Source organism: Novosphingobium sp. BW1, from assembly GCF_008107685.1.
Taxonomy (GTDB): Bacteria; Pseudomonadota; Alphaproteobacteria; order Sphingomonadales; family Sphingomonadaceae; genus Novosphingobium.
This window is the reverse complement of sequence record NZ_VIRF01000058.1, coordinates 116,081-142,302: the sequence shown is the minus strand read 5'-3', so window position 1 is coordinate 142,302 and position 26,222 is coordinate 116,081. Positions and strand designations below refer to the sequence as shown.

The 26,222-nt window shown below is 63.1% G+C and carries 29 protein-coding genes, 2 pseudogenes and 1 riboswitch; of the genes and pseudogenes, 20 read left to right on the top strand and 11 right to left on the bottom strand.

Annotated features, from left to right (window positions below; all coding sequences use genetic code 11):
• The first annotated feature begins 10 nt into the window (after positions 1 to 10).
• The 4 genes from FMM79_RS05720 (at position 11) to FMM79_RS05705 (ending at position 1,603) form a co-directional block, all read left to right on the top strand.
• Positions 11 to 406 carry a phage holin family protein gene (locus FMM79_RS05720; protein ID WP_148626566.1) on the top strand — a complete coding sequence of 132 codons (396 nt, stop codon included), beginning with the start codon at positions 11 to 13 and terminating at the stop codon, positions 404 to 406.
• The gene (locus tag FMM79_RS05715) at positions 403 to 720 is read left to right on the top strand and encodes a hypothetical protein (protein WP_148626565.1); all 318 of its coding nucleotides are present in this window, start codon (positions 403 to 405) and stop codon (positions 718 to 720) included. Before FMM79_RS05720 ends, FMM79_RS05715 begins: the two co-directional genes overlap by 4 nt.
• Entirely contained in the window at positions 713 to 1,252 is a 540-nt protein-coding gene (locus tag FMM79_RS05710; RefSeq protein WP_148626564.1) for a hypothetical protein, read from the top strand. The genes FMM79_RS05715 and FMM79_RS05710 overlap by 8 nt, the downstream gene beginning before the upstream one ends.
• Before the next feature lie 126 nt (positions 1,253 to 1,378).
• Positions 1,379 to 1,603, top strand: coding sequence for a DUF4170 domain-containing protein (locus tag FMM79_RS05705; RefSeq protein WP_148626563.1), 225 nt, complete (start codon positions 1,379 to 1,381; stop codon positions 1,601 to 1,603).
• A 109-nt stretch (positions 1,604 to 1,712) separates the two neighbouring features.
• Here the strand turns inward: FMM79_RS05705 and greA are convergent, their stop codons facing one another.
• From greA to carA, 4 genes are all read right to left on the bottom strand, one after another.
• Positions 1,713 to 2,189, bottom strand: coding sequence for a transcription elongation factor GreA (greA, locus tag FMM79_RS05700; protein ID WP_148626562.1), 477 nt, complete (start codon positions 2,187 to 2,189; stop codon positions 1,713 to 1,715).
• A 139-nt stretch (positions 2,190 to 2,328) separates the two neighbouring features.
• Positions 2,329 to 5,652, bottom strand: coding sequence for a carbamoyl-phosphate synthase large subunit (gene carB, locus FMM79_RS05695; protein ID WP_148626561.1), 3,324 nt, complete (start codon positions 5,650 to 5,652; stop codon positions 2,329 to 2,331).
• A gap of 29 nt (positions 5,653 to 5,681) precedes the next feature.
• Positions 5,682 to 5,981 carry a hypothetical protein gene (locus tag FMM79_RS05690; protein ID WP_148626560.1) on the bottom strand — a complete coding sequence of 100 codons (300 nt, stop codon included), beginning with the start codon at positions 5,979 to 5,981 and terminating at the stop codon, positions 5,682 to 5,684.
• The gene (carA, locus tag FMM79_RS05685) at positions 5,978 to 7,144 is read right to left on the bottom strand and encodes a glutamine-hydrolyzing carbamoyl-phosphate synthase small subunit (RefSeq protein WP_148626559.1); all 1,167 of its coding nucleotides are present in this window, start codon (positions 7,142 to 7,144) and stop codon (positions 5,978 to 5,980) included. Before carA ends, FMM79_RS05690 begins: the two co-directional genes overlap by 4 nt.
• Before the next feature lie 160 nt (positions 7,145 to 7,304).
• Here carA and FMM79_RS05680 point away from each other — a divergent pair, with 160 nt between their 5' ends.
• The 4 genes from FMM79_RS05680 to FMM79_RS05665 all read left to right on the top strand — a co-directional run bounded on the left by FMM79_RS05680 (position 7,305) and on the right by FMM79_RS05665 (position 12,475).
• Positions 7,305 to 7,757, top strand: a complete 453-nt coding sequence (locus FMM79_RS05680) for a GatB/YqeY domain-containing protein (protein WP_148626558.1) — start codon at positions 7,305 to 7,307, stop codon at positions 7,755 to 7,757.
• Between the two features lie 37 nt (positions 7,758 to 7,794).
• The gene (dnaG, locus tag FMM79_RS05675; protein WP_148626557.1) at positions 7,795 to 9,681 is read left to right on the top strand and encodes a DNA primase; all 1,887 of its coding nucleotides are present in this window, start codon (positions 7,795 to 7,797) and stop codon (positions 9,679 to 9,681) included.
• 54 nt (positions 9,682 to 9,735) lie between these two features.
• Positions 9,736 to 11,745, top strand: a complete 2,010-nt coding sequence (gene rpoD, locus FMM79_RS05670) for an RNA polymerase sigma factor RpoD (RefSeq protein ID WP_148626556.1) — start codon at positions 9,736 to 9,738, stop codon at positions 11,743 to 11,745.
• A 142-nt stretch (positions 11,746 to 11,887) separates the two neighbouring features.
• Positions 11,888 to 12,475 (top strand): hypothetical protein, encoded by a 588-nt coding sequence (locus tag FMM79_RS05665; RefSeq protein ID WP_148626555.1) that lies wholly within the window; start codon positions 11,888 to 11,890, stop codon positions 12,473 to 12,475.
• Positions 12,476 to 12,500: 25 nt separating this feature from the next.
• Here FMM79_RS05665 and FMM79_RS05660 read toward each other — a convergent pair whose 3' ends face one another.
• Complete coding sequence (locus FMM79_RS05660) at positions 12,501 to 12,956, bottom strand: DUF3237 domain-containing protein (protein ID WP_148626554.1); 456 nt, start codon at positions 12,954 to 12,956, stop codon at positions 12,501 to 12,503.
• 214 nt (positions 12,957 to 13,170) lie between these two features.
• Here FMM79_RS05660 and FMM79_RS05655 point away from each other — a divergent pair, with 214 nt between their 5' ends.
• From FMM79_RS05655 to FMM79_RS05615, 9 genes are all read left to right on the top strand, one after another.
• Positions 13,171 to 13,542 carry a hypothetical protein gene (locus FMM79_RS05655; protein ID WP_148626553.1) on the top strand — a complete coding sequence of 124 codons (372 nt, stop codon included), beginning with the start codon at positions 13,171 to 13,173 and terminating at the stop codon, positions 13,540 to 13,542.
• A gap of 369 nt (positions 13,543 to 13,911) precedes the next feature.
• The gene (gene rpiB / locus FMM79_RS05650; RefSeq protein ID WP_148626552.1) at positions 13,912 to 14,349 is read left to right on the top strand and encodes a ribose 5-phosphate isomerase B; all 438 of its coding nucleotides are present in this window, start codon (positions 13,912 to 13,914) and stop codon (positions 14,347 to 14,349) included.
• 20 nt (positions 14,350 to 14,369) lie between these two features.
• The gene (glyA, locus tag FMM79_RS05645) at positions 14,370 to 15,668 is read left to right on the top strand and encodes a serine hydroxymethyltransferase (protein ID WP_148626551.1); all 1,299 of its coding nucleotides are present in this window, start codon (positions 14,370 to 14,372) and stop codon (positions 15,666 to 15,668) included.
• 3 nt (positions 15,669 to 15,671) lie between these two features.
• Positions 15,672 to 15,899 (top strand): hypothetical protein, encoded by a 228-nt coding sequence (locus tag FMM79_RS05640; RefSeq protein WP_039393887.1) that lies wholly within the window; start codon positions 15,672 to 15,674, stop codon positions 15,897 to 15,899.
• A 39-nt stretch (positions 15,900 to 15,938) separates the two neighbouring features.
• Positions 15,939 to 16,427 carry a transcriptional regulator NrdR gene (nrdR, locus tag FMM79_RS05635; protein ID WP_039393889.1) on the top strand — a complete coding sequence of 163 codons (489 nt, stop codon included), beginning with the start codon at positions 15,939 to 15,941 and terminating at the stop codon, positions 16,425 to 16,427.
• Positions 16,420 to 17,196 carry an RNA methyltransferase gene (locus FMM79_RS05630; protein WP_148626550.1) on the top strand — a complete coding sequence of 259 codons (777 nt, stop codon included), beginning with the start codon at positions 16,420 to 16,422 and terminating at the stop codon, positions 17,194 to 17,196. The genes nrdR and FMM79_RS05630 overlap by 8 nt, the downstream gene beginning before the upstream one ends.
• Before the next feature lie 108 nt (positions 17,197 to 17,304).
• A riboswitch (SAM-I-IV-variant riboswitch) is annotated at positions 17,305 to 17,410 on the top strand.
• Between the two features lie 40 nt (positions 17,411 to 17,450).
• Positions 17,451 to 18,377, top strand: coding sequence for a homoserine O-succinyltransferase (gene metA / locus FMM79_RS05625; protein ID WP_148626549.1), 927 nt, complete (start codon positions 17,451 to 17,453; stop codon positions 18,375 to 18,377).
• A gap of 243 nt (positions 18,378 to 18,620) precedes the next feature.
• Positions 18,621 to 19,232, top strand: a complete 612-nt coding sequence (gene rpsD / locus FMM79_RS05620) for a 30S ribosomal protein S4 (RefSeq protein WP_148626548.1) — start codon at positions 18,621 to 18,623, stop codon at positions 19,230 to 19,232.
• A 146-nt stretch (positions 19,233 to 19,378) separates the two neighbouring features.
• Positions 19,379 to 19,567, top strand: a complete 189-nt coding sequence (locus tag FMM79_RS05615; protein WP_148626547.1) for a hypothetical protein — start codon at positions 19,379 to 19,381, stop codon at positions 19,565 to 19,567.
• A gap of 13 nt (positions 19,568 to 19,580) precedes the next feature.
• Here FMM79_RS05615 and FMM79_RS21845 read toward each other — a convergent pair.
• The 4 genes and pseudogenes from FMM79_RS21845 to FMM79_RS05600 form a co-directional block, all read right to left on the bottom strand.
• Positions 19,581 to 20,243: pseudogene (locus FMM79_RS21845) on the bottom strand (alpha/beta hydrolase family protein).
• Between the two features lie 660 nt (positions 20,244 to 20,903).
• Positions 20,904 to 21,593, bottom strand: a complete 690-nt coding sequence (locus FMM79_RS21840) for a hypothetical protein (RefSeq protein WP_240339006.1) — start codon at positions 21,591 to 21,593, stop codon at positions 20,904 to 20,906.
• A gap of 123 nt (positions 21,594 to 21,716) precedes the next feature.
• Positions 21,717 to 22,352: a ParA family protein gene (locus tag FMM79_RS05605; RefSeq protein WP_148626546.1), complete on the bottom strand. Its 636-nt coding sequence runs from the start codon at positions 22,350 to 22,352 to the stop codon at positions 21,717 to 21,719.
• Positions 22,353 to 22,461: 109 nt separating this feature from the next.
• Positions 22,462 to 22,653: a hypothetical protein gene (locus FMM79_RS05600; RefSeq protein ID WP_148626545.1), complete on the bottom strand. Its 192-nt coding sequence runs from the start codon at positions 22,651 to 22,653 to the stop codon at positions 22,462 to 22,464.
• Positions 22,654 to 23,034: 381 nt separating this feature from the next.
• Here FMM79_RS05600 and FMM79_RS21835 point away from each other — a divergent pair, with 381 nt between their 5' ends.
• The 3 genes and pseudogenes from FMM79_RS21835 to FMM79_RS21825 all read left to right on the top strand — a co-directional run bounded on the left by FMM79_RS21835 (position 23,035) and on the right by FMM79_RS21825 (position 23,928).
• The gene (locus FMM79_RS21835; protein ID WP_240339005.1) at positions 23,035 to 23,247 is read left to right on the top strand and encodes a murein L,D-transpeptidase catalytic domain-containing protein; all 213 of its coding nucleotides are present in this window, start codon (positions 23,035 to 23,037) and stop codon (positions 23,245 to 23,247) included.
• Positions 23,190 to 23,393 (top strand): annotated as a pseudogene (locus FMM79_RS21830) (murein L,D-transpeptidase catalytic domain-containing protein); the annotation flags it as partial. The gene FMM79_RS21835 and the pseudogene FMM79_RS21830, both read left to right, overlap by 58 nt.
• A 370-nt stretch (positions 23,394 to 23,763) precedes the next feature.
• Complete coding sequence (locus FMM79_RS21825) at positions 23,764 to 23,928, top strand: SMR family transporter (protein WP_240339004.1); 165 nt, start codon at positions 23,764 to 23,766, stop codon at positions 23,926 to 23,928.
• A 4-nt stretch (positions 23,929 to 23,932) separates the two neighbouring features.
• Here the strand turns inward: FMM79_RS21825 and tgt are convergent, their stop codons facing one another.
• Both tgt and FMM79_RS05580 read right to left on the bottom strand, forming a co-directional pair.
• Positions 23,933 to 25,066: a tRNA guanosine(34) transglycosylase Tgt gene (tgt, locus tag FMM79_RS05585; protein ID WP_148626544.1), complete on the bottom strand. Its 1,134-nt coding sequence runs from the start codon at positions 25,064 to 25,066 to the stop codon at positions 23,933 to 23,935.
• Positions 25,067 to 25,151: 85 nt separating this feature from the next.
• Positions 25,152 to 26,114 carry a YdiY family protein gene (locus FMM79_RS05580; protein ID WP_240339003.1) on the bottom strand — a complete coding sequence of 321 codons (963 nt, stop codon included), beginning with the start codon at positions 26,112 to 26,114 and terminating at the stop codon, positions 25,152 to 25,154.
• Between the last annotated feature and the right edge of the window lie 108 nt (positions 26,115 to 26,222).

Genomic DNA, 26,222 nt, shown 5'->3' with positions numbered 1-26,222 from the left:
AGTCTGATTGATGCTTCACCAACCCCCGCCGGGGACCGAGCCAGGCCCGGGAACCGACGACGTTTCCCTTGCTGAGGATCTGCGCCTTCTCGCCGATGAGGCCAAGATCCTTGCCAAGGCCGAACTCGGCTTTCAAAAAGCGCGCGCGACCTATGCCGGGCAGCAGGTCAAGAAGATCCTGGCCCTACTCGTCATCGGGCTCGTGCTGTTTTTCTTCGCAGCCATGGCTGCCGTGGTCGGCCTTCTCGTCGCACTTGGTCAGGTAATCGGCGCCTGGGGCGCAATGGTCGTTGTCACGCTTGGACTTGCCGTCCTTGCGGGGCTGTGCGCAATGAATGCCAAACGCAAGCTTGGCGCCATGAAGCGCATTATCGCGAACACGACCAGCGAAGAGGCGCGACTATGAAGAGTTCGGCCCAAGAGGTCATGGCACAGCGTGAGATGCGCAACGCGGCCAAGGAGGCGTTCGATGCGCGCTACGGCGCAATCCGCGCCGACATGGAGGAACGCGGCATTGCAGGGCGCATCCTCGACGAAACCGTCGAGGCCGCGCGCGGCGCTTTCGACGAGGCCGTGGCCGTCGTTGAAGACAACCCAGCCGTTGTGGGCGGAACCCTCGCCGCGCTGGCGCTTTGGATATTCAGAAATCCGCTAATCTCCTGGGTCGAGACGCTGCTGCGGCTTGATCACGACCATGAAGAGGACACCGACAATGGCTGACAGCGATCGCACCACCCCCGCCACATCGGCAACAAGTGCCAATACAGGGAAAATCGTCGCCCTGCACTCCGCGAGCAAGGACGAGCGTCCTTCCGAGAAGGTGATTGGCTTCGTAAAGCGCCATCCGGTCATCACCGTGGCTGGCGGCCTAGCGGTTGGCGCGGCGGTTGCCGCACTCCTGCCGCGCCGTATGACGCGCAGCGCGGCTTCGCGCGCAGTCAGCATTGCCCAGACGGCGGGCACCACCACTCTTCTGTTCGGCAAGCGCGCCGGCGACGAAATCCGCTTCCTGGGCCACCGCGCAAGCGATGAGACGCACGCGGCCCTCGAAGGACTCGAGGAACGCGCCGAGCACGCGGGTGACTACGCTGCGGGCAAGCTTGAAAAATTGGCTACTGCGGCGCTGGGATTTGCATCCGCCATCGCCCGCAAAAGCGGCAAGCGGATCGAACAGGCAGGCGAGGCAACCAGCGAAGGCACGCACAAACTCGCGAATTTCGCCGAAGATCTGCGCAAAAAAGTGGGCCGCTAAGCCACTATGATAATGATTTGCAGGAGCTGAAATAGCCCGATTTCCGGGAAGATCCGGCCTTGCCCCCAGCCCAGTCGGAAATTATAGGGCCAAGGCGTCTCCCAACAGGAAAAAGTGGCACATCACATGCAGCAGAAACTTCACCTCGTGATGGGCGGCCGGGTCAAGGATCCGACCGGTCTCGAATTCGTCGACCTCAACGACATGGACATCGTGGGCGTGTTCCCGAACATGGCAACCGCGAAGGACGCCTGGAAGTCGGCCGCACAGCGCACCGTCGACGATGCCGAGATGAAGTACGTGATCGTGCACCTGCACCGCCTGCTTGACCCCGAGAACAACGACGTCTGATACAGACTTCGGCACACACGAAAAGAGCCGGGAAGGTTAGCCCTTCCCGGCTCTTTTCGTGTGTGGATGGCATTCCGGGCGAACGGGTCGGCCCGGAATGCCCGCCAGATCAGATAAAGTCGATCTTCTCGACAAGGTAGAACTTGTCACCCGAAGGTACGGTCACCTCGATCTCTTCGTTCACCTTCTTGCCGATCAGCGCTTTGCCGAGCGGCGAGTTGTAGCTGATGCGCCCAGCCTTCGCGTCGGCCTCGTAGGGACCCACGATCTGATACTTTACCGGCTTTTCGTCATCGTCCAGCAGGGTCACTGTTGCCCCGAAGATGATCTTGTCACCCGACAGTGTTGCGGGATCGACGATATGCGCGCGGCTGATCTTGTCCTCAAGATCGCCGATCGTGGCTTCGATCTGCCCCTGGCGTTCTTTCGCCGCGTGATATTCCGCATTTTCCGAAAGGTCGCCGTGCGCGCGCGCTTCCTCGATCGCATCCACGACCCGAGGACGCTCTTCGCGCAGCGCCTTGATCTCTGCCATGAGCCGTTCGTAGCCCTCGGCGAGCATCGGCAGCTTTTCAACACTTGCCATCTAAATCTTCCTCCTGTTGCCGTCCCATGCTCGCCTCGCTGCGCCGCTCACCAGCGACGAATGACCTGCCCGGCCCCCGGCGCATGCGCCAGGGAGGGACCGGTCCGATCTGCAGCGATGTGGGAAGGCAAGATCGATTTTAGCTATAATAATCTTGCAACGAACGGACTTCAAGCTGGCTCCCGCGAATCGTCGCGATTGCTTCGCTTGCCGCCACGCTCGCGGCCGCGGTGGTGAAGATCGAGACCTTGGCGGTCAACGCCGAGGCGCGGATCGACTGTGAATCCTTGAGGCTCTGCCACCCCTCTGTCGTGTTGAAGATCAGCGAGACCTCACCATCCTCGATCTTGTCGACGATGTGCGGACGGCCCTCGGCCACCTTGTTCACGAGTTCGACCGCGATCCCGGCCTCCGCCAGAAACCGCTGCGTGCCCGAAGTTGCGATGATGCGGAAGCCCTCGTCGGCAAGCTTCTGGACCGCAGGAAGGATGTAATCCTTGTCGCTGTCCTTGACCGAGACGAAGACCGTGCCTTCCACCGGCAGGCGCATGCCTGCACCCAGTTGGGCCTTGGCGAAGGCGCGCGGATAGTCGCGGTCGATCCCCATGACCTCGCCGGTCGACTTCATTTCCGGGCTCAGCACCGGGTCCGTACCCGGGAAGCGCGCGAAGGGGAATACCGCTTCCTTAACGGCAAAGTAGTCAAGTTCGCGCTTGATCGGCGGGAAGGTCGACAGCTTTTCCCCCGCCATGACGCGCGCGGCGATCTTGGCGATGGGCTGACCGATTGCCTTGGCAACGAAGGGCACCGTACGCGAAGCGCGCGGGTTGACCTCGATGAGGTAGACCTCGCCATCCTTAACCGCAAACTGCACATTCATCAGGCCGCGCACACCAAGGCCAAGCGCAAGCGCGTGCGACTGGCGTTCCATTTCCTCGATGATCTCGGCGGGCAGGCTGTAGGCGGGAATGGTGCAGGCGCTGTCGCCCGAGTGTACGCCCGCTTCCTCGATGTGCTGCATGACACCGGCAACCACGACCTGGTCGCCGTCGCACAGCACGTCGACGTCGCATTCGACCGCATCGCGCAGATACTGGTCGATCAGGACCGGGCTGTCACCCGAGACCTGGACCGCGGTCGCGATGTAGTCATCGAGTTGCTGCTCGCTGTCGACGATTTCCATGGCGCGGCCACCCAGCACGTAGCTGGGACGCGTAAGTACGGGATAGCCGATGCGGTTGGCGACGGCGACGGCCTCGTCACGGCTGCGCGCCATGCCGTTGGCGGGCTGCTTGAGCTTGAGCTTGTCGACCAGAGCAGCGAAGCGCTCACGGTCCTCAGCAAGATCGATGGCGTCGGGCGAGGTACCCAGGATCGGGATACCGGCCTTCTCAAGTGCGCCAGCCAGCTTGAGCGGGGTCTGGCCACCAAACTGGACGATCACACCGACGAGTTCGCCCTTCGACTGCTCGACGCGCAGGATTTCCAGCACGTCTTCGGCGGTCAGCGGCTCGAAGTAGAGGCGGTCTGAGGTGTCGTAGTCGGTCGAAACCGTTTCCGGGTTGCAGTTGACCATGATGGTTTCGAACCCGGCCTCTTCAAGCGCGAAGCAGGCATGGACGCAGCAGTAGTCGAACTCAATGCCCTGGCCGATGCGGTTGGGACCACCGCCCAGAATGACGACCTTCTTGCGCTCGGAGGGCATGGCCTCATCTTCAGGCTCACCAAAGAGCGGCGCCTCATAGGTCGAATACATGTAGGGCGTGATCGCCTCAAACTCGGCGGCACAGCTATCGATGCGCTTGAAGACCGGGCGCACGCCCAGCTTGTTGCGAAGGGCGCGCACTTCCTCCTCACTGGTGGCACCTGCCATCGCGCGGATCGTGTCGTGCAGAAGCCCCGAGCTCTTGGCCTGGGTTTCGCCCAGACCGCCCGCGACGTGGACCGAACGCACGGCGAGCGTGGCCAGACGCTTGTCGGAGAAGCCCATGGCCTTCACCCGGCGCAGGCCCGCAGCATCGATGGGGAGACCATGCTCCATGATCTTGGCTTCCTCGGCGATGATCTCTTCGATGTGGCGCAGGAACCACAGGTCGTAAAAAGTGATCGCGTGGATTTCCTCGATCGTGAAGCCCTCACGCATGGCCTGGGCCACGTTGAGGAGACGCGTCGGGGTGCGCCGCGAAAGCGCGGCAGTAATGGTATCGCGGCTCGCGCCTTCCAGTTCGACCACACGGTTAAAGCCGTCAAGCCCTGTCTCAAGGCCGCGCAGGGCCTTCTGCATCGATTCCTTGACGTTACGGCCAATCGCCATGACTTCACCGACCGATTTCATCGCGGTCGAAAGCTCGGGCTTGGAGCCCTTGAACTTCTCGAAAGTGAAGCGCGGGATCTTGGTGACGACATAGTCGATGGTCGGCTCGAACGAGGCGGGCGTGGCGCCGGTGATCTCGTTGGTGACCTCGTCGAGGGTGTAGCCCACGGCCAGCTTTGCCGCCACGCGCGCGATAGGGAAGCCGGTGGCCTTCGAGGCCAGCGCCGAGGAACGCGAGACGCGCGGGTTCATCTCGATGACGATGAGACGTCCGTCCTGGGGGTTTACCGCGAACTGCACGTTCGAACCGCCGGTTTCGACGCCGATCTCGCGCAGCACCTCAAGCGAGGCGGTGCGCATGATCTGGTATTCCTTGTCCGTCAGCGTGAGCGCGGGAGCCACGGTGATCGAGTCGCCGGTGTGGACACCCATCGGGTCGACGTTCTCGATCGAGCAGATGATGATGCAGTTGTCCTTGCGGTCGCGGACAACCTCCATCTCGTACTCTTTCCAGCCCAGCAGCGATTCCTCAATGAGGACCTCGGTGGTGGGGGACGCGTCGAGCCCCGACTTCACAATCGCCTCGAACTCGGCCTTGTTGTAGGCAATGCCGCCGCCGGTGCCGCCGAGCGTGAAGGAAGGACGGATGATCGAGGGCAGACCCGTGCGCTCAAGGACGGTAAGAGCTTCATCCAGGGTATGAGCGACGCCCGAGCGGGCGCTCTCAAGGCCGATCTTGTCCATCGCCTCACGGAACCGCTGGCGGTCTTCGGCCTTGTCGATGGCGTCGGCGTCCGCGCCGATCATCTTGACGCCCCACTTCTCCAGCGTGCCGTCATTGAACAGCGCGAGCGCGCAGTTGAGTGCAGTCTGGCCGCCCATCGTGGGAAGCACCGCATCGGGGCGCTCCTTCTCAATGATCTTGGCCACGACTTCAGGCGTGATCGGCTCGACATAGGTCGCATCGGCCATGTCCGGATCGGTCATGATCGTCGCGGGGTTCGAGTTGACGAGGATGACCCGGTAGCCCTCTTCCTTGAGGGCCTTGATCGCCTGGGTGCCCGAATAGTCGAATTCGCAGGCCTGGCCGATAATGATGGGTCCCGCGCCGATGACGAGGATCGAGGAGATGTCTGTGCGTTTGGGCATGGTTCAATCCTGCCTTGAAATTATGCGGGTCAAAGGGGAGACGAAGCGGTCGGTGCCGGAGTTCCCGGCGCGTCGGCTTCGATAATGCGGGCCTGAGGGAGGGAGCGGCGCACCTCCCGAAGGGTGCAGGCCAGCTCCGGCGCGCTCAGATCGGGAGAGAGAGTAACCACCGGAGCGCCCTTCCCGCCCGAGAACATCGTCTCGGGCACACCGCAGATTTCCGCGATGGCTTTCCCGTCCGTCGTCACCACCTGGGCCTTGGGCGGCGGTTCGCCGCAGGCCGCCAGCGCGAAGGCGGGAAGGAGAAAGGAAAGGCGCCAGGACATCATCCCAGCATCCCGACGAACTTCTCGAACAGGTAGAAGCTGTCCTGCGGGCCCGGCGAGGCTTCGGGGTGGTACTGCACGCCGAAGGCCTTTTTGCCCTTGATCGCGATGCCGCAGTTGGAGCCGTCGAAGAGCGAGACGTGGGTTTCCTCGATGGTGTCGGGGAGCGTCGCGTTGTCGACCGCGAAGCCATGGTTCATCGAGGTAATCTCGACCACGCCGTCCTCGTGGCGCTTGACCGGGTGGTTGGCGCCGCGGTGGCCCTGGAACATCTTGGCGGTCTTGGCGCCCGCCGCGATGGCAAGCATCTGGTGGCCAAGACAGATGCCAAAGATCGGCACGTCGCGCTCCAGAAGACCTTTGATGACGGGAACGGCGTAGCTGCCGGTGGCCGCCGGGTCGCCCGGGCCGTTGGAGAGAAACACACCGTCAGGCTTGAGTTCGAGAACCTTGTCGAGGCTCGTCTCGGCCGGAACCACGGTCACGCGTGCGCCCGCCTTCACCAGATTGCGGAAGATGTTGTCCTTCGCGCCGTAGTCGAGCGCGACGACGTGTGGGCGATCATCGCCTTCAGAGACCGCGTAACCGCTGCCCAGCGTCCAGGTGGAACCTTCCCAGCTCTCATCCGCGGTGCGGGTCACGACCTTGGCAAGGTCCATGCCTTCAAGGCCCGGCCAGGCCTTTGCCTGCGCAATGAGTGAGGGCACATCGAAGTTGCCTTCCGGGTCATGCGCGATGACCGCGTTGGGGGCGCCGGCCTTGCGGATGCGGCGGGTCAGTGCGCGGGTGTCGATGCCCGAAAGGCCGATCTTGCCCTTGGCCGCGAGCCAGTCGCCGAACTCACCGCCCGAGCGGAAGTTCGAGGCGAGCGTCACGTCCTCACGCACGACGCAGCCAACCGCGCCGTCGACCTTGGATTCCAGATCCTCGTCGTTCACGCCGACATTGCCGATATGGGGGAAGGTGAAGGTGACGATCTGGCCCGAGTAGGACGGGTCGGTCATCACTTCCTGGTAGCCGGTCATGGCCGTGTTGAAGCAGACTTCGCCTTCTGCCACACCCACAGCGCCAAAGCCGCGGCCCCACAGAACCTCGCCTGTGCTGAGTACAAGAGCGCCCGTGGCTCCTTCCGGTTTAGGCGCAGGCGAAGATGCGGCGTCGGCCATAATGGGTCGCTCCGTTGAGGGTGTTTCTGACATGTGTGCTAAGGCGCTCCCGCTAGAGAGGGTTGTACATCACGTCAAGGCGGCTAGATGCAATTTTCGCGCTGCCTTGCTACTTATGCAATCCCAGCACGTCCCACATCCATACACCGACAGGAAAACAATGCTTCGTGATTCGATCAAGGCCGCCCAGATCGCAGCCATGAAGGCCGGCGACAAACCGCGCCTTGCAACCGTTCGGCTGATTCTCGCCAAGCTCAAGGACCGCGACATCGAGCTGCGCACCAGCGAAGCGCCCGCCGATGACGACGCCATGGTGATCGAGGTCCTGCAGAAGATGGTCAAGCAGCGCCGCGAATCGATCAAGCTGTTCGAGGAAGGTGGCCGCCCCGAACGCGCCGCCGAGGAACAGGCCGAAGTCGAGGTCATCGAGACCTTCCTCCCCGCCCAGATGAGCGAAGAGGAAACCAAGGCCAAGATCGAGGAAATCAAGGCCGAAGTCGGCGCAAGCGGCATGAAGGACATGGGCAAGGTCATGGGCCTGCTCAAGGAGCGCCACGCGAGCGAACTCGACATGGGCAAGGCCGGCGGCTGGGTGAAGGCCGCGCTCTCCTGATCGCCCTTCCCTTCCCGTTTTAAGGCAGGCTTTTTCCGTGCTCACGCCCCAATGGCTCGACCAGCTCCGTTCCCGCACCACGCTGTCGGCGCTGGTGGGCCGTTCGGTGCGCCTCCAGAAGGCGGGGCGTGAGCACAAGGCCTGCTGCCCCTTCCACGACGAGAAGTCGCCCAGCTTCTATGTCAACGACGAGAAGGGGTTCTACCACTGCTTTGGCTGCGGCGCGCACGGCGATGCGATCCGCTGGATGACCGACCACCAGGGCCTCGCTTTCATGGACGCAGTCAAGGAGCTTGCGGGCGAGGCCGGGATGGACGTCCCGGAGCCTGACCCGCGCGCCGCCAAGGCCGCGCAGAAGCGCGATACGCTCAACGACGTGACAACCGCCGCGCAGGAGTGGTTCCGTCACAACCTGACCACGCCCGAGGGCGCCGAGGCGCGAGCCTATCTCCAGACGCGCGGGTTCGATCCGCGCATCGTCGCGCGCTTCGGCTTCGGCTTCGCGCCCGACGAGCGGCAGGCTCTCAAGCAGGCCCTCGTGCGTTTTCCCGAAGCGATGCTGATCGAGGCGGGCCTGCGCATCGAGGTCGAGGACCGCGATCCCTACGACCGTTTCCGCGGCCGCCTGATGCTCCCGATTGAGGACGCCCGCGGCCGGGTCATCGCCTTTGGTGGACGCATTCTCTCAAAAGAGAAGACCAAGGCCCCGAAATACCTCAATTCTCCCGACACCCCGCTCTTCGACAAGGGCCGCACGCTCTACAACCTGCACCGCGCCGCGCCCGCCGCCCGCCAGTCGGGTCGGATCGTGGTGGTCGAGGGGTACATGGATGTGATCGCGCTCGCCACTGCGGGCATCGACGAGGCCGTCGCTCCGCTTGGCACCGCGCTCACCGAGCACCAGATCGAGATGCTCTGGCGTCATGTCGAGGCGCCGATCCTGTGCTTCGATGGCGATGCCGCCGGCCAGCGCGCGGCGCTGCGCGCGATCACCCGCGCCCTCCCCCTACTGCGCCCGGCGCACACCTTGCGCATCGTGCGCCTGCCCGAAGGGCTCGACCCCGACGATCTCATCAAGGCGCGCGGGCCTGCGGCGATGGAGGGGGTGCTTGGCGAGGCACGAAGCCTGCTCGACGTGCTGTGGGAGGTGGAAAAGGACGCACACCCCCTCAACACACCCGAGGACAAGGCGGGACTCAAGGCCCGCCTCATCCAGCATGTCGAGACGATTCAGCACCCCGACATCGCCAGTCTCTACAAGCGCGAACTGCTCGACCGATATGGCGAGTTCGCTTTTCCGCGCCGCGAGAATCGCTGGCAGGGCGCACAGGGCGGCGGTGATTCGCGCCGTCCGTTCACGCCGCGAGGTCCCGGCCAGGGGCGTTGGAACGGGCGCCCAGCAACGCCCCCCTCCCTCCCCGAATCAATCGAGAAGCTGAAAAAGGCGCTTTCGGGTGGATCGCGCGACGGTCTCGCCGCCGCCGTCATTGCCGGACTGATGCGTTGGCCCGAACTCGTGCCCCGGCACGCCGAGGCCCTGGCGCGTACGCCGGGCCTTGATTCGCGCTTCGATGCCCTGCTCGAATGTTGCGACGCCATGGCACCGCTTGAAAAAGACGCGCTATCCACCATATTGTCGGAAAATGGTCTGGAAGTTCCAAGAACCGCTGAATATTCGGGGTTTCGCTTCGGCTTTCTGGCCCCGGGCGCGAATGCAGAGCATGCGGCAGCGGAACTTGCTCAGGCCATCGATCTCTTGGTGGAACGTCCGGTCCTGGAGGCGGCATTGGCACAGGCGACAGCCCGGTTCGAAAGCGAGGTTTCGGACGAAACTTTTGCCGAGCAGCAACGTCTCCTCAAGAGAAAGCTGGAATTTGATAAACGCCTCAGGCAAATGGCGACAAGACATGCGTCTTCGTCCTGATTGTATAATTATACGCTCACAGGGTGTCGGGCAGCACGGGATAACGGCGGAAGAATGAGCAAGAACGAGACCAACGGCGGCGAAAACGACGGTACCGACGCGCCGCTGATCGACCTCAATGAGGCTTCGGTCAAAAAGCTGATCGCGCGCGCCAAGCGCAAGGGCTACATCACGATCGACGAACTCAACGAGGCCCTGCCCCAGGACCAGATGAATTCGGATCAGATCGAAGATATCTACGCCGCGATCAACGAGATGGGCGTCAACATCGTCGAGAACGACGAGGACGGCCAGAACGAGGATGAGGAAGAAGTCGAGGAAGTCGATTCCTCCGACGATACCTCTCCCAAGCCGGCTGTCGAAACCAAGAAGAAGGAAACGGTCGAGCGCACCGATGACCCGGTGCGCATGTACCTGCGCGAAATGGGCGCGGTCGAACTGCTCAGCCGCGAGGGCGAAATCGCCATCGCCAAGCGCATCGAAGCTGGCCGCGACATGATGATTCTGGGCCTGTGCGAGAGCCCGATCACCTTCCACGCCATCATCCAGTGGTCCGAAGCCCTCAACAACGAGGAAATGCAGCTGCGCGAGATCCTCGATCTCGACGCCATGCTGTCCAAGGAGCCCGCCCCCGAAAGCCTCAACGAGGACGGTGAGAGCGAGGACGACGGCGAGATCTCCGAAGCCACCGCCGGCCCGTCCTATAAGGACGACGACGAAGAGGAATCTTCCGAGGAAGGCGAAGAAGGCGAGGACGGCGAAGGCGGCCGCAAGGAAGAGGAAGAGGAAGAGGACAACACCCTCAGCCTCGCCCAGATGGAAGCGGCTCTCAAGCCCGAGGCGCTCGAGAAGTTCGCCACCATCACCGAGTTGTTCCAGGCTTTCGAGAAGCTTCAGTCGGAACGCCTTGAAGCGCTCGCGCTGGGCATCGATTTCCCGGCCGCCAAGGAAGACCGTTACAACGAACTGCGCGAGGAACTCACTGCGCAGGTCGAATCGGTCCAGTTCCACGCGACCAAGATCGAATACCTCGTTGATAACCTGTACACCTTCAACCGTCGCCTCACGACGCTGGGTGGCCAGATGCTGCGCCTTGCCGAGCGTCACAAGGTGAAGCGCGTCGACTTCCTCAACAGCTACGTCGGCCGCGAGCTCGATGACACCTGGCTGCCGGAAGTGGGCAAGAAGGACAAGAAGTGGGCGGCTTTTGCCGAGAACGAGGCCGATGCCGTCGAGCGTATCCGCCAGGAAGTCTCGGACATCGCGGCTGCCACCGGCATGGCGCTCCCCGAGTTCCGCCGCATCGTCAACATGGTACAGAAGGGTGAGCGCGAGGCGCGCATCGCCAAGAAGGAAATGGTCGAGGCGAACCTGCGCCTGGTGATCTCGATCGCCAAGAAGTACACGAACCGTGGCCTCCAGTTCCTCGATCTCATTCAGGAAGGCAACATCGGTCTGATGAAGGCCGTCGACAAGTTCGAGTACCGCCGCGGCTACAAGTTCTCGACTTACGCAACGTGGTGGATCCGTCAGGCCATCACCCGCTCGATTGCGGACCAGGCACGCACGATCCGCATCCCGGTCCACATGATCGAGACGATCAACAAGCTCGTGCGCACAAGCCGCCAGTTCCTCCACGAGCAGGGTCGCGAGCCGACCCCTGAGGAAATGGCCGAGCGTCTCTCGATGCCACTTGAGAAGGTGCGCAAGGTGATGAAGATCGCCAAGGAGCCGATCTCCCTTGAAACGCCGATCGGCGATGAGGAAGATTCGCACTTGGGTGACTTCATCGAGGACAAGAACGCGATCATCCCGGTCGATGCCGCAATCCAGTCCAACCTCAAGGAAACGGTCACCCGCGTCCTTGCCAGCCTCACCCCGCGTGAGGAGCGCGTGCTGCGTATGCGTTTCGGCATTGGCATGAACACTGATCACACGCTGGAAGAGGTCGGTCAGCAGTTCTCAGTGACCCGCGAACGTATCCGTCAAATCGAGGCGAAGGCGCTCAGGAAGCTCAAGCACCCGAGCCGCAGCCGCAAGATGCGCTCGTTCCTCGATCAGTAAAAGACGATATTTAAATCACTTACGAATCGCCCGCGGATCTGTCCCGCGGGCGTTTTCGTTTATCCGGGCACATATAGCCATCTAGACCATAGCCCATTCCCTGCGCTCCCGAGCGCCGCCCTGGCACGGAAGACACGACGATATGAAGCCCTTCGCGACGACGCTCGCCTTTGCTCTTTCCTGTACAGCCATCTCCGTTCCTGCATCCGCACAGGACACCTCCGCTCCAACCATTGCCGCGGTCGAGCCCGAACGGCTCGCGATTGCGGAGCGCATCGTTGCCGTTTCGCTTCCACCCGCCGAACGCGAGGAGAAAATGCACGAGATGCTACAGGCGGTTACCGGGCAAATTACTGCGGCCATTCCGCTTGACGACGTCGAGGACGAAGGCCTGCGCGCAATCCTCCGCGAATACCTCGCAGACATTCCCGAAGCGCTGCGACCGACCGTGAGCGCTTTCCTGCCCAAGCAGATGAACGCGATGACCCACGCCTATGCGCGCCTTTTCACCAAGGCCGAACTCGAGGACACGCTCGCCTTCGCCCGCAGGCCGAGTGGCAGTGCGTTCCTATCGAAGTCGATCGACATCATGTCCGATCCCGAAGTGGCCGCTGCCAACACCGGCTACATGCGCGACGTCATGGCTCTCAATCAGGAGATGGCCGGAAACCTGCAGGCACGGATCGCGCAATACATGGCCAAAAATACCGACGCGATGTCGCGGCCCTGAAGAGCGGCCTTGCGCCCGGCGGTACTCAGGCGACGCGGTGGACCGAGAGGTAGACGGTCGATCCCGACTTGCCGCCGGCCGCGACAAACAGCGAGCGATTGACCCAAGTGTAGTCCGGGTGGCCGGTATCGAGGCGGATTGCAGTGCGCATGTAGTATTCCGAAAACTCGAGCGTTTCGCCCGCTGCGATGCGCTCGGCCGCTTCGGGTGGCATATGACGCAGGCCCTGGCTGATGACCTCGATCACCGCGCCGTCATCGGTCTCGATGGCGTAGCGCGCATCGAGATAGGCCACATTGTCGGTGCGCACGGTCTGCCAGTCAGCCCCGATGGACAGCAACTTTCCATTAATCGCCTTGCCCGTCACGCGCCCGCCGATAATGGGAATGATGCGCCGGGTGCCTTGAGCGTTTTGGCCCATCTCGTGCGGGGGCGAAAGCTCGACCTCGAATTCGCAGATATGCTCCAGCGTGGGGGTCACGACAGTTTCTCCTCGTTCTTGTGGGTACCCTCAACGCGCGCGCTGCGCGCTGGTAGGCGCTCATGAATTCCTCGCGCTCGGCCTTGGGAATCACATCCTCGATATCTTCGAAATGCCACCGCAGCGCTCCTCCACCATGTTGAGGAGCCCGAAGGGCACGGCCTCCCGATTGCACAGCGCCACTGGCCCGTCGACCCAGGTCGGGATCGGATAGATGACGACGCAGTGGCGCGCCGTGCGCCTCGACCTCGGTGCCATCGTCAAGGCGGCACAGCGCAGTGACCGAGCCATCGGGCTCCTTGCGGTACCCCGTGACGCATTGGCCCCGGCGCACCTTCTCCGCGCCCAGCCTGTCAATCGGAGTTTCGTGCAGAAGCATGTGGAAGCGCCCGCGATGCACCGCGCACTGGTCCCAATGGAAACCAGCCAGACGTCCGCGCGGTCCACTGCAGATTTCGCGCCGGTTGAGGCCGACCAGCGCCCATTCTTTCGCCGGAATGCTGCTGGTGTCCATTTTTGCCTGATCAATGCCAAGGTCGGCTCGTTCGCGCACCGCGTTAGGCTGCAGGTTGATCCCCACGCCTAGCGGCCGGGGTCCGCGCACGCTTTCCAGCACCAGGCAATCGACGCCGATCTGGTCAAGCGTCAGGGCGAGGCAAGGGCCTCCGATACCGCCTCCAGCGATGAGTATGCGTGGTTGCCCCCTGACTTTCCTTCTTCCGCTGCGCATCATCTGTCTTTCACAGCAAGTTTCTTGCGCGATCAGGTGGGGCGCGCGTACATTGAGCCATACCACAACGCAACTGGATGAGGGGCGCACACCGGGCCCCTCTCTCCGGCACGCAGCCATTCTTGCCCAACAATCAAAGATAAGCGCTCAGGGACTCGCAAAACGACACCGTGATGACTAAGGGGGCGCTATCAAATTCTCTCTCTGTCAAAAGATCCATTCGCCATGCGTATTGCCATTGCTTCCGATCATGCCGCCGTGGACCTCAAGGCCACGCTGCGCGACCATCTCATCGAACTGGGCCACGAAGTGGCCGACCTCGGCCCCGAAACCGCCGACCGCGTCGACTATCCCGACTACGGCTACCTGCTGGGTTCGGTCATTGCCGACGGCACGGCGGACTATGGCGTGGCGCTGTGCGGCTCGGGCATCGGCATTTCGATCGCGGTAAATCGCAATCCGGCGTGCCGCTGCGCGCTCGTCTCCGAGCCGCTGTCGGCCGCGCTGGCGCGTGAGCACAACAACGCGAACTGCATCGCGATGGGCGCGCGCCTGACCGGGATCGACATGGCCAAGGCCTGCCTCGACGCTTTCCTTTCGACCGAGTTCGGTGGCGGACGCCACGCCGGACGCGTCGAGAAGCTCTCCAACCCTCCCGCCTGAACCCAAGGGGCCCTTCGAACATGACCGTTGAAACCGCAATCCGTTCCCCCGGCTTCTTCACCGACAGCGTGGCCGACAGCGATCCCGCCATCGCCGCTGCCATCGGCAAGGAGCTGAAGCGCGAACGCAAGCAGATCGAACTGATCGCGTCGGAAAACATCGTCTCCAAGGCCGTCCTCGAGGCGCAGGGCTCGGTGCTCACCAACAAGTACGCCGAAGGCTACCCGGGCAAGCGCTACTACCAGGGCTGTGAACCCTCGGACGTGGTCGAGAGCCTCGCCATCGAGCGCGCCAAGGAACTTTTCGGCTGCGAATTCGCCAACGTCCAGCCGCACTCGGGTGCGCAGGCCAACGGTGCGGTCCTCCTCGCCACGGTTAAGCCTGGCGACACGATCCTGGGCATGAGCCTCGATGCCGGTGGCCACCTCACCCACGGCGCCCGCGCGGCGCTGTCGGGCAAGTGGTTCAACGCGGTCCAGTATGGCGTGACCAAGGACACCCACCTCATCGACTACGACGAGGTCCAGAAGCTGGCGAGCGAGCACCAGCCCAAGCTCATCATCGCAGGCGGCTCAGCCTATCCGCGCGTGATCGACTTCAAGCGCATGCGCGAAATCGCCGACAGCGTGGGTGCCATCTTCCAGGTAGACATGGCCCACTTCGCAGGTCTGGTCGCAGCAGGTCTGCACCCCTCGCCCTTCCCCTACGCGCACATCGCCACCACCACCACGCACAAGACCCTGCGCGGTCCGCGCGGCGGCATGATCCTCACCAACGACGAGAAGCTCGCCAAGAAGATCAACTCGGCGGTCTTCCCCGGTCTCCAGGGTGGCCCGCTGATGCACGTCATCGCCGCCAAGGCGGTGGCCTTCGGTGAAGCTCTGCGCCCTGAGTTCAAGGACTACGCGGCCAAGGTGATCGAGAACGCGAAGGTCCTCGCCGACACGCTCAAGGAGCGCGGCGCAGCGATCGTCTCGGGCGGCACCGACACCCACGTGGCTCTCGTCGACCTCTCGCCGCTTGGCGTGACCGGCAAGGACGCGGACGAAGCGCTCGAGCGTGCGGGCATCACCTGCAACAAGAACGGCATCCCCTTCGACCCGCTGCCGCCGATGAAGACCAGCGGCATCCGCGTTGGCACGCCGGCGGGCACGACCCGTGGTTTCGGCCCGGATGAATTCCGTGAAATCGGCAACATGGTCGCAGATGTCCTCGACGGTCTCGCCAAGTGCGGCGAAGAAGGCGACGCGCAGGTGGAACAGAACGTGCGCGCGCGCGTAGAAGCCTTGTGTGACCGCTTCCCGATCTACGAGGACTAAAACATGACCGACCCCCAGCGCCCCAACGACACCGGCGACTTCGTGACCGATGCACGCCTTGAACTTTCCGGAATGCTGCGCGATGGCCTCGACCATCCCTCAACCCGGCCGGTTCTTGTCTGGGGGGCGCTGGGCGCGGTGGCAGGCGCGGCCCTGCCCTTTGTCTCGGTGGGCCTCGGGCTTGCCGCAGGCGCCGGATACAAGTTCTACAAGCGTGTGCGGCCCGACTGAGGCCGCGCCCTCTCCCCTTTTTTGAAACGATAGGCTCGAATGCGCTGCCCTTTCTGCGCCCATGACGATTCCCAGGTAAAGGACAGCCGTCCGGCCGAGGACAACGCCGCGATCCGCCGCCGCCGCCAGTGCTCCAGCTGCGGCGCGCGCTTCACCACGTTCGAGCGGGTGCAGCTGCGTGAGATCACGGTGCTCAAGTCCGGTGAGGAAGGCGAGGAACGGCGCGAGCCCTTCGACCGCCTCAAGATCGAGAAATCGGTCTCGCTCGCCTGCCGCAAGCGCAGGATAGACCGCGAGCGGATCGACCAGCTCGTCTCGGGCGTCCAGCGCCAGATCGAAACCACCGGCGACGCCGAAATCCACTCGCGCGAAATCGGCGAGATGGTGATGGACGGCCTGCGCCAGCTCGACTCGGTCGCCTACATCCGCTTTGCGTCTGTGTACCGCGCCTTCAACGAGGCCCGCGACTTCGAGGAGTTCGCTGGGACCGTGCGCGACGTGGCGACAGGCGACACCCAGAATGACTGATACCCCCTCCTTTTCCACGCCGACGTTCGGCACCGTCCCAGAGGACCGCAAGCCCATCGTCGTGCTTGTCCGCCCGCAGCTGGGCGAAAACATCGGCAAGGCCGCGCGCGCCATGCTGAATTTCGGGCTCACCGAAATGCGCCTCGTTTCGCCCCGCGACGGCTGGCCCAACCCTTCAGCGGGCCCCGCTGCGGCGGGCGCCAACGTCATCCTCGAAGATGCGCACGTCTACGAGACGCTGGCCGACGCGGTGACCGACTGCACCAATGTCTATGCCACCACCGTGCGCAAGCGCGGGGTGACCAAACGCGTGGTGACGCCCGAAGAAGCCGCGGGCGAAATCTACGCCGAACCGGGCCGTTCGGCCTTCGTGTTCGGCCCGGAACGTTCCGGGCTGGAAACCGAGGACGTAGCGCTCGCCCGCTCGATCCTGACCGTCCCGATCAATCCGGAATTTGCCTCGCTTAACCTCGCGCAGGCCGTAATTCTATGCGCCTATGAATGGTCGAAGGGCGCAGGCCTCACCCAGCCCACGCAGGAAGAGGTCCTGCCCCCTGCCCCGCAGAACGAACTGGAAGGGCTCATCGGCCACTTCGAGAAGCTGCTCGAGCCCAAAAATTACTTCTGGCCGGAAACCCGCGCCGAAGCCAACCGCCTCACCTTGCGCAACCTCCTCACCAAGCCCGCGTGGAACCACCTGGAAGTGCGTACCATGCGTGGTGTCCTCTCCTCGCTCGAGAAGGCCCGGCGGCCACGCGGCGAAGGCTGACAAGCCCCTTCGGGCGTTGCGCCCTATCCTGCATCGCCCGCTCACCCATATTCAACCGGCTTCGCGCAAAATCCCGTTTTGCTTTTGCGCGGCTGGGTGTATGGGCACATCCAGCATCAAGAGTTGGGGCGACGCCCAACGCCAACCTGCCGTTCCGGGCAAGGTGGTACTCCGCAAGGAGGATGTGGCCGTCCCGGCAAGCAAACGGACACGCCACATTTCGCGTCGCTCCTGCCCAGGAGTACGACGTTAAAATGCCGATCAAGATCCCCGACGACCTGCCCGCAAGACAGACCCTTGAAGCCGAGGGCGTGACGGTCATGGGCGAGGCTGACGCGGTGCGTCAGGACATTCGCCCACTGCAGATCGGGCTGCTCAACCTCATGCCCGACAAGGTACGCACCGAGACCCAGCTCGCGCGCCTTTTGGGCGCCACCCCGCTGCAGATCGAACTGACGCTGGTGCGCATGACCGACCATGTCTCGCGCAACACCGCCCAGAACCACATGGAAGCCTTCTACCGGCCCTGGGAGGACGTGCGCGAGGAACGCTTCGACGGCTTCATCATCACCGGCGCCCCGGTCGAGCGCATGCCCTACGAAGAGGTGAACTACTGGGAGGAGCTGCGCCAGATCCTCGCCTGGACCCAGACCAACGTTCACCGCACGCTGACCATCTGCTGGGCAGCTCAAGCCGCGCTCTACCATTTCCATGGCATCCCCAAGCGCGTGCTCGACGCCAAGGCCTACGGCCTTTACCCGCACGAAGTCCACGCCCCCGCCTCGCCCTTCCTGCGTGGCTTTGCCGATGTCTTCAACGTGCCCGTCTCGCGCTGGACCGAAGTCTGCCCCGACGCGCTGAACGCCGCCGAGCGGCTTGAGGTGCTAGCCTCAAACCCGGTCACGGGTCCGTGCCTTGTCGATGACCCCGCCCACCGCATGCTCCATATGTTCAACCATCTGGAGTACGATACCGAGACGCTTGCCAACGAGTTCTTCCGCGACGGCGGCGCGCAGCTGCCGCACCGCTACTTCCCGGAAGACAACCCGAGCCGCCGTCCCCTCAATTCGTGGCGGGCCCACGGGCACCTCTTGGTCGGCAACTGGATCAACGCGATCTACCAGACCACCCCCTTTGATCTGGCCACGATGGGCATGGCTGGCTCGCTCGAGGCACTGTAGGGCGCACAGGACAAGTCTCCGCATACCTTGGCGGGCGTTTGCGCTTGACTTTGCGCCTGTATCGCGTAAGGGCCAGCGCTTCACGGGACGCCTTCCCTTTCGAGAGTTGGCGCCTCCTTCGGCCCCGCACCCCGGTGAAGCGGCGGCCGCATCCGGCATTTCATGGCCGGATGGTGCGCTCCGGGAAACTAGGGATCGCCTTGCCACGGTGGCACAGGCGGCAGCAGAACGGAAAGAAACGTTATGTCGAAGCGTAAGAGCGCTAAGTACAAACTCGATCGCCGCATGGGCGAGAACATCTGGGGCCGTCCCAAGAGCTCGGTCAACCGCCGCAGCTACGGCCCGGGCCAGCACGGTCAGCGCCGCAAGGGCAAGCTGTCGGACTACGGTCTTCAGCTGCGCGCCAAGCAGAAGCTCAAGGGCTACTACGGCGACGTAACCGAGAAGCAGTTCAAGCGCACCTACCAGGAAGCGTCCTCGATGAAGGGCGACACCGGCATGAACCTGATCGGTCTTCTGGAGCAGCGCCTGGACATGGTCGTCTACCGCGCCAAGTTCGCGCCGACCATCTTCGCGGCTCGCCAGATCGTCTCGCACGGCCACATCCGCGTCAACGGTGTGAAGTGCAACATCGCTTCGCGTCGTATCCGCGTGGGTGACGTGATCTCGCTCGGTGAGAAGGCCAAGGAAATGGCTCTCGTCATCGAAGCTCAGGCTCTGCCCGAGCGCGAGATTCCCGACTATGTTGCTTCGGAAGGCGACAAGGTGACCTTCGTCCGCGTGCCCACGCTCGACGAAGTCCCCTACCCGGTGAAGATGGAACCGAACCTCGTCGTCGAGTTCTACTCGCGCTAAGAGTTCGGCTCCTTCGGGAACGAAATTCTTTCGGAAAGGGCGGTCCTTCGGGGCCGCCCTTTTTTCGTAGCAACCCACGGAAAAGCTGCGTCATTTCATCGCGAAATAGCGGAACCTTCACAGGCCTCGTGTATTGCGCAGAAGCTATGACCCGCTTTCGCTACATCACCCCGCACCGCACCGGCAAATGGTACCCCGATCTCGAGACCGCGCAGCGCCATGCCTGCGATATCGGCGCGGGGTTTCGGGATGAACTGACCGGCCGCTTCGTCGCCTACATCGACACGTACCTTGAAGAAGACGAGGCCGAACTCGCGCTCGGCTCCGCTCCCTGAGGGAAACCATCGCTCAGTCGAGCTTCAGCTCCTTGTGCAGGAAGGCATCGCTGGCGGCCAAAAGCTGCGTGCGCGCTTCGCTGCTGAAAAGGTAGTGATCGAGGCCATCGATCTCGACATAGTGAACAGACTTGCCCGCCTGCTCCAGCTTCTTCGCCATGACCTGGCTTTCGCGCACACCCACATTCTGGTCGAGTGTTCCGTGGAACATCAGGACCGGGGCCTTGATCTTCCCCACGTTCTGAGCGGGTGAGCCTTCGCGGATGTGCGGACCACTACCAATGTACTGACGCACCAGCGCCGCGTTGGTAAAGCCTTCGGACTCGTTACTGAGCATCGCGAAATCCGTCACCGGCGCGACGGCTACAACGGCCTTGAACAGATCCGGGTCGAGCACAACGCTCTGAAGCGCGGCATAGCCACCATAAGACCACCCGAAGATCGCCAGCTTGTCCGGCGCGGCGATACCCTGGGCGACCAGCCAGCGCCCGGCGTCGTTGACATCGCCAATGGCCGTCTTCCACTACTTGAACCCATTTTCCTTGTACCAATCCGAACCGTAACCGGCGGAACCGCGGTAATTGGGTTGGAGAACGGCGAAGCCGCGTGCGGCAAAGAACTGGACCATCCAGTCGAAACCCCACTCGTCGCGCGCGCTCGGCCCGCCGTGCGGCATGACGATCGCGGGCAGATTTCGGCCCGTGCTGCCGGGCGGAAGGGTCAGATAGCCGGGGATCTGCACCCCGTCGCCGGCCGGAAACATGACGGGCTTCATCGCGGCCAGTTCCAGATCGGCCAACTTGGGCCGCACCGGGAGGACCTCTTCGAGGCGGCGCTCAGCCTTGTTGAAGAGGTAGAGCATGCCGGGTTCGGTGTCCCCGGTCACGCCCAGCAGCAGATTCTTCTCCTCACGGTCGGCATCGATGACACCAACGGCCACTTCTCCGGGCAAGGCCGAGGCCAATGCCTTTGACAGCGCCTCCATCTCGGGATCGAAATAGACCTGCTCGCGTCGTTCGCGCGCATAAGTGAGACCGACAACTCGTTTGTCGCGACCGATGCGGATGAGGCCGTCAATGTCGACGTCATCCGCTGCAAAGAGCTTTTCGCGTGCCAGCGAACCATCGAGCGCGACCGCGTAGAGGCCGCGATGCCCGTTCTCCCACGCAAATCCGAAGGCGCGGTTGCTCTTGCCATCAACCGCCAGCGGCTCGAAGCGCAGGCCCCCCTCCTCTTCCGGTCCGCCCCAACTTGAAAGCCACTGCCATTCCCAGTCGCCCGGCGTGCGGTAGAAAAAATCCTCGCTCGGCTTGAGCAGCCCCGTTGCTCCCGATTGCTAGCGGCTTTTGACGCGAATTGTTCCATGACCATCGGTCATGTACCCCGTCGCAAATTCGTCGGGCTTCTCGACCCGGCGGCGGCGCCCCTTGATCGTGTCGACCATTTCGACACCAAGGCCCGCTTCCTCGTTCGCAAGGCGGGTGCCGATGGTATTTTCCGGCACGAATACCTTGGTCATCAGAACGCGCCCAGGCTCATCGTCAACATCCCAATCAATCACGCTTCCCCCGTTCTGGAAGAACGTACGCGCCCGCAGGGATTTCGTGTTCGACAAAAGCATCGCATTCGTGCCGTCATCGTCCAGCCCAAAGATCCGGGTGAAACCCGCAAGCTGCCCGGCATAGTCCACGATGTAGTGCACTTGGCAGACCAGGCGCACGTTGGTGGACCATTTGCAGAAACGCAGTTCCCCTTCATCGCTCGGGACACTGGTGATCGCAGTCGGGAAACCGCCCTCGGCAAGGTTCGCGACTTCAAGTACACGGCCACCCTTGCGCGGAGAGATGAAGGCGATCTTGGTTCCGTCCGGTGACAGGCTGATCTGGATTATATCCTCCAGTGCCCCGAACCGCGCGGCAAGATCTTCTGCACTCTCCCCGGACTGCGCCTGTGCCTGCAGCGGCACGGCCGCCGCCATCGCCGAGCTCAAAAACAGCCCGGACACGAGCGCACGTAAACCTCTCATGACCACGCCGGAACCCCTCATTTTCCTATGACGGAGAGGGACTATGCGAGCGTCCAATGAGGCGGTCAAGTTGCCGAGATTTAATACAAAGTAATTTCAGGGAAGAGTTGCGCAGATAGCGCACTATTCGCCCGGTGGCATGCCCACCTGTTCACAGATCCAGCCCCACAAGGCATCGACTTCCCGCGCCGCCTTGCCTTCAGGTTCGATCTCCCGCGCGACTTCGCCGCTTCCGGCGCTGCGGTGAAAGGCGGCGCGTTCGCCGAAGTGGTGGGGACTGACCGAAAGCCCGAGGTTACGCGCGGCCTCGGCCGCCTCCTCAAGCATCCGGGTCGCGCGCGCGGGCACGGCGTTGAAGACAACATGGGCCGGCTTGGAGGCATAGGCCATGAGCCCTGCCGTGGCCTCCAGCGCATGCAGATCAAAAGCCCGCGCCTTGGAGGGAACAAGCACGATGTCGGCCACGCGCACGGCCTCGCGCGAAGCGGTGTCGCCATGGGGCGGTGTGTCGATCACGATCACCTCGGCGCCGCCACGCTTGGCCCGCTCGATCGTGCTGAAAAGGCGAACCGGCGGACAGGTGATGACTTCCGGCAGGAACTCGCCGCGCCAGTCTCCCCAGGCGGCGGCAGTCGCCTGGGGATCGGTGTCGATCACCTGGACCTGGTTGCCCGCGTAAACCGCGCTGGCGGCAATGTGGAGAGCGAGCGTCGTCTTGCCCGACCCGCCTTTCTGGCTGACAATGGCTATCGTGGTCATCCGGGCTGTCTCTCCTCATCCCGCTGGAGAACGTGTCCGGACCTGCGAATCGCGGGACGGAACCAAGCGAATGTCCGGGCACGGCCCCGCCTTGTCCAGCAAAAGACCTTTAACCGCTTTGGGCGCGCTCGGTCTCCGGCAATGTAACCTGCGGATGAATCCACGGCGGCCTCCATTCGCGCATCGCGTCGATCTCAGAACGCGTGGCTGCGCCCTCCAATAAGGTCGCCGCAAAGACGAGCGCATCCCCGGTGCGGATGCAGCCTTGGCTGAAGGCGCGCACCTCGCGCTCGAACCGCACCTCGCGCTCGAACCGCGCCTGCCTGGCGGGTCGTGCATGTAGACGCTGTAGGGGTTGGCATGTCGAGCTTCATCTGGCCCGGCGCGTTGTTCGGCCCCGGCTTCTGGTGCCAGCGACCGCCCGTGTGGATATAGCCCTTGCTGGCCGGGAACCGCCCGGTGTTCTCGCGCAGGATGCTCTGCGGAATGTTCCACCAGGGATTGAAAATGACCCCGCGCACCTCGGCCCGGGAGACGGGGACGAGACCTTGCCCGCGATGACAGGCCTGCGCGTAGTCGGTATGGTCTGGCCTCGCCCATCTCTTTTGCAGCCACTCCCAGCCGCCGGATGTCGCGCGAACTTGGCCAAGCAAAGGCCGCGTTCGACACCCATGGAGCGCGCGTGCGCCAACGCGACATCGTGGAGCTTGCGGATTTCAGCGCCCTCTCCGGTAATACGCGCTTCAGCCTTGTCGATATCGGCAATGGCCGCGTCATCGCGGATTTTCACGTCGCGCACGGCCAGGGCTCAGGCCCGGCTAATGCCGGCATGCTCCAGTGCTTCTCGAACCCAACCGGCCAGGATCGAACGCATCGTGCGAGGGCAGCTTCCTGATCGGGGAAACCTACTCTCACAAGCATGGCCGCTCGCGCCGGGTCCACGGGATCGACCCCGAGAATTCGATGGCCTATCCCCGCGCCATCGTTATCCACGGCGCTTCCTGCGTCTTGACGGACATGGCCCGCCACACCGGACGCATGGGGCACAGCCTCGGGTGCTTTACCGTCTCCCAGCGCGACATCGGCCCGGCGCTTAGCACGCTGGCCGGCTGCTGGTCGCGCACCAGTAAGAGCAAGGTCGCCTGCCATCAACGCCAGGCCGGACAGACATTAGCCAAAGCCCTGCAAGTACGACCTTCACCCCGCATAAGCAGGGCGCGACAAAACCGGGACGGCCCGGCAGCACACAGGAGGCTGCCGCATGGCATGGATTTGCGTTGTACTCACCGATCTGCTCGGGACTGTCTGAATCTATTTTCTCAAAAGCACCGAAGACGGGATCAGCACATGGGACGTCTCTCCGTGCTCGGCAGCTTCTGGCTGCTGGCCCTTCCCATGCGCGCAATCCCGCTTGCCGCGGCCTTATGCCGCCTGGACCGGGACCGGAACGCTCGGCGCGTTCCTGCTTGGCCTTCTGATCTTCGGGGAGCGGCTAAGCCCGGCGGCGATCTCCGGGCTCGATCTCATCGTATGGGGCGCCGTACTGCGGCGCGTGGCAACAGGCAGGGGCGCCTGAGGCGCTATTTGCGATTGGCGAAGTAATCGCGCCGGAAATCGGCGGCGAAAATATCGAAGCGCTGCTCTGCAATCGCATCGCGCATGCCCTGCATGAGCTGCTGGTAGAACCAGATGTTGTGCTCGGTCAGTAGCATCGCGCCAAGCATCTCGCCCGAGCGGATGAGGTGGTGCAGGTAGGCCCGGGAATAGGTGTGGCATACCGGGCAACCGCAGCGTTCATCGACAGGCCCGGTGTCCTCAGCATGGCGCGCATTGCGCATGTTGAGGGGACCGTTCCAGGTGAACGCCTGGCCATTGCGTCCCGAGCGGGTGGGCAGCACACAATCGAACATGTCGACCCCACGTTCGACCGCGCCAACCAGATCGTCGGGCTTGCCGACGCCCATGAGGTAACGTGGACGATCCTCGGGCAGTTGCTGCGGCGCGAATTCAAGCGTTGCGAACATCGCTTCCTGCCCCTCGCCTACGGCAAGGCCGCCAATTGCGTAGCCATCGAAGCCGATGTCGACGAGCGCATCGGCGCTGGCCTTGCGCAGCCCCTCATCGAGCGCGCCCTGCTGGATGCCAAAGAGCGCCGAACGCTCCGCGTGCTCCTCGCCGCTGTCGAAGCCATCCCGGCTGCGCTTGGCCCAGCGCATCGACATTTCCATCGAGCGCGCGATGACATCGCGCGGTTGATCGATCTTGGGGCATTCGTCAAAGGCCATAACGATGTCGGAACCGAGCAGGCGCTGGATCTCCATCGAGCGCTCGGGGCTGAGCATGTGGCGCGAACCGTCAAGGTGGCTGGCGAAGGTCACGCCTTCCTCGGTGATCTTGCGCAGGTCCGAGAGGCTCATCACCTGATAACCGCCGCTATCGGTCAGGATCGGGCGGTCCCAGTTCATGAACTTGTGAAGCCCCCCCAGGCGCGCCATGCGCTCCGCCCCGGGCCGGAGCATGAGGTGGTAGGTGTTGCCAAGGATGATGTCGGCCCCGGCCGCACGCACGTCCTGCGGCTTCATCGCCTTGACCGTGGCAGCGGTGCCCACAGGCATGAAGGCGGGCGTGCGGATCTCGCCCCGACGCATCTGGATGACGCCGGTACGGGCCCGACCGTCGCGGGCGTGGATCGAAAACTGGAAACGCGGTTTCATACCCCGCCCGTTAGAGCATTTTCCCGCCAGATGGAATTATCTGATGGTGCGGAAAAACCACGGCGAACCAACCGCTCCGTGCCCATCAGAAACCGTAGACCAGTGAAAAGCTCGAGGTCGTATCGGTCTTGAGCGTTCCGGTCGCAGGTGCGGTCTCGTGCTCGAAATTGTAGGAAAGCTTAAGCTTGATGTGATCGGTCATTGCGGTTTCAAGCGCGGTGAGCGAAGTGAAGGTATTGTTTTCCGTGCTCACATATCCGCTGGCAACCTGCGAGAGCTTGACCGTATCATTGAGCTTCCAAGCGAAATCCAGCGACATGAGAGCCGAATACTGGGTTTCGCTAGGCTGATCGACATAGTCGATCAGACGCATCGCCGGGCCTGCTTCGACCGACAGCGTCATGGTGCCGGAATTGATCAGTCGTCGACCGAGACCGCCCGAGAGCGAGAAACGGTTGTCAAAACCCGAAATCGGGTCCTTTTCATACTGCGCGCGCGAATAAATGAAGTAGCCTTCATGCAACGTGTAGCGCGGCTGGTAGGCAAGGAGATACTTGTTGTTCGTAGCTCGGCCTTCGGTCTCCTGATAATTCGCGCTCGCGGTGATCGTGTGCTGCCACTCGATCCCTTGACGGTCGATCTTCATACCCCCCGTCACACCGAAGTTGTCAGTATTGCCGGTATTGCGAAAACCGCCGAGTTCGATTTGCCCTTGCCAGAGCTGGAGAATACCAGCCTGCCGGATGCGGCGCTGCTTTGCCTCGAACTTGGCGCGTTCCTCGGCCGCACGGCGATCGCGGTAACTCTTATGCATGCCCCGGATCTCGTCCCTGAACCAGGGTTGCACCTTGATCGCGAACTTTACGACCGCATCTACCTCGGCGTCCTCGTCTCCCTTCATCGATTCCTCAAGCATGGCGCGCACGTTGCGCGGCAAGCTCGGTCGGTCGGCATCGACGAAGGGGATCGGCTCCACGAAGGTCGGAAGCGAAACGAAAACAGGCCGGGGGGGGATGGGATCGGGCATTGCGATGACGTCCCAGTCCACGGCGCTGCCCTCCGGGGGCTCATCTTGCGCGAAGGCCGGAGCGCTAAGCAGGACAACGGGAAGGACGATGCTTGACCGGAAGCGAAAAGGCATTGGCGATGGTTACGT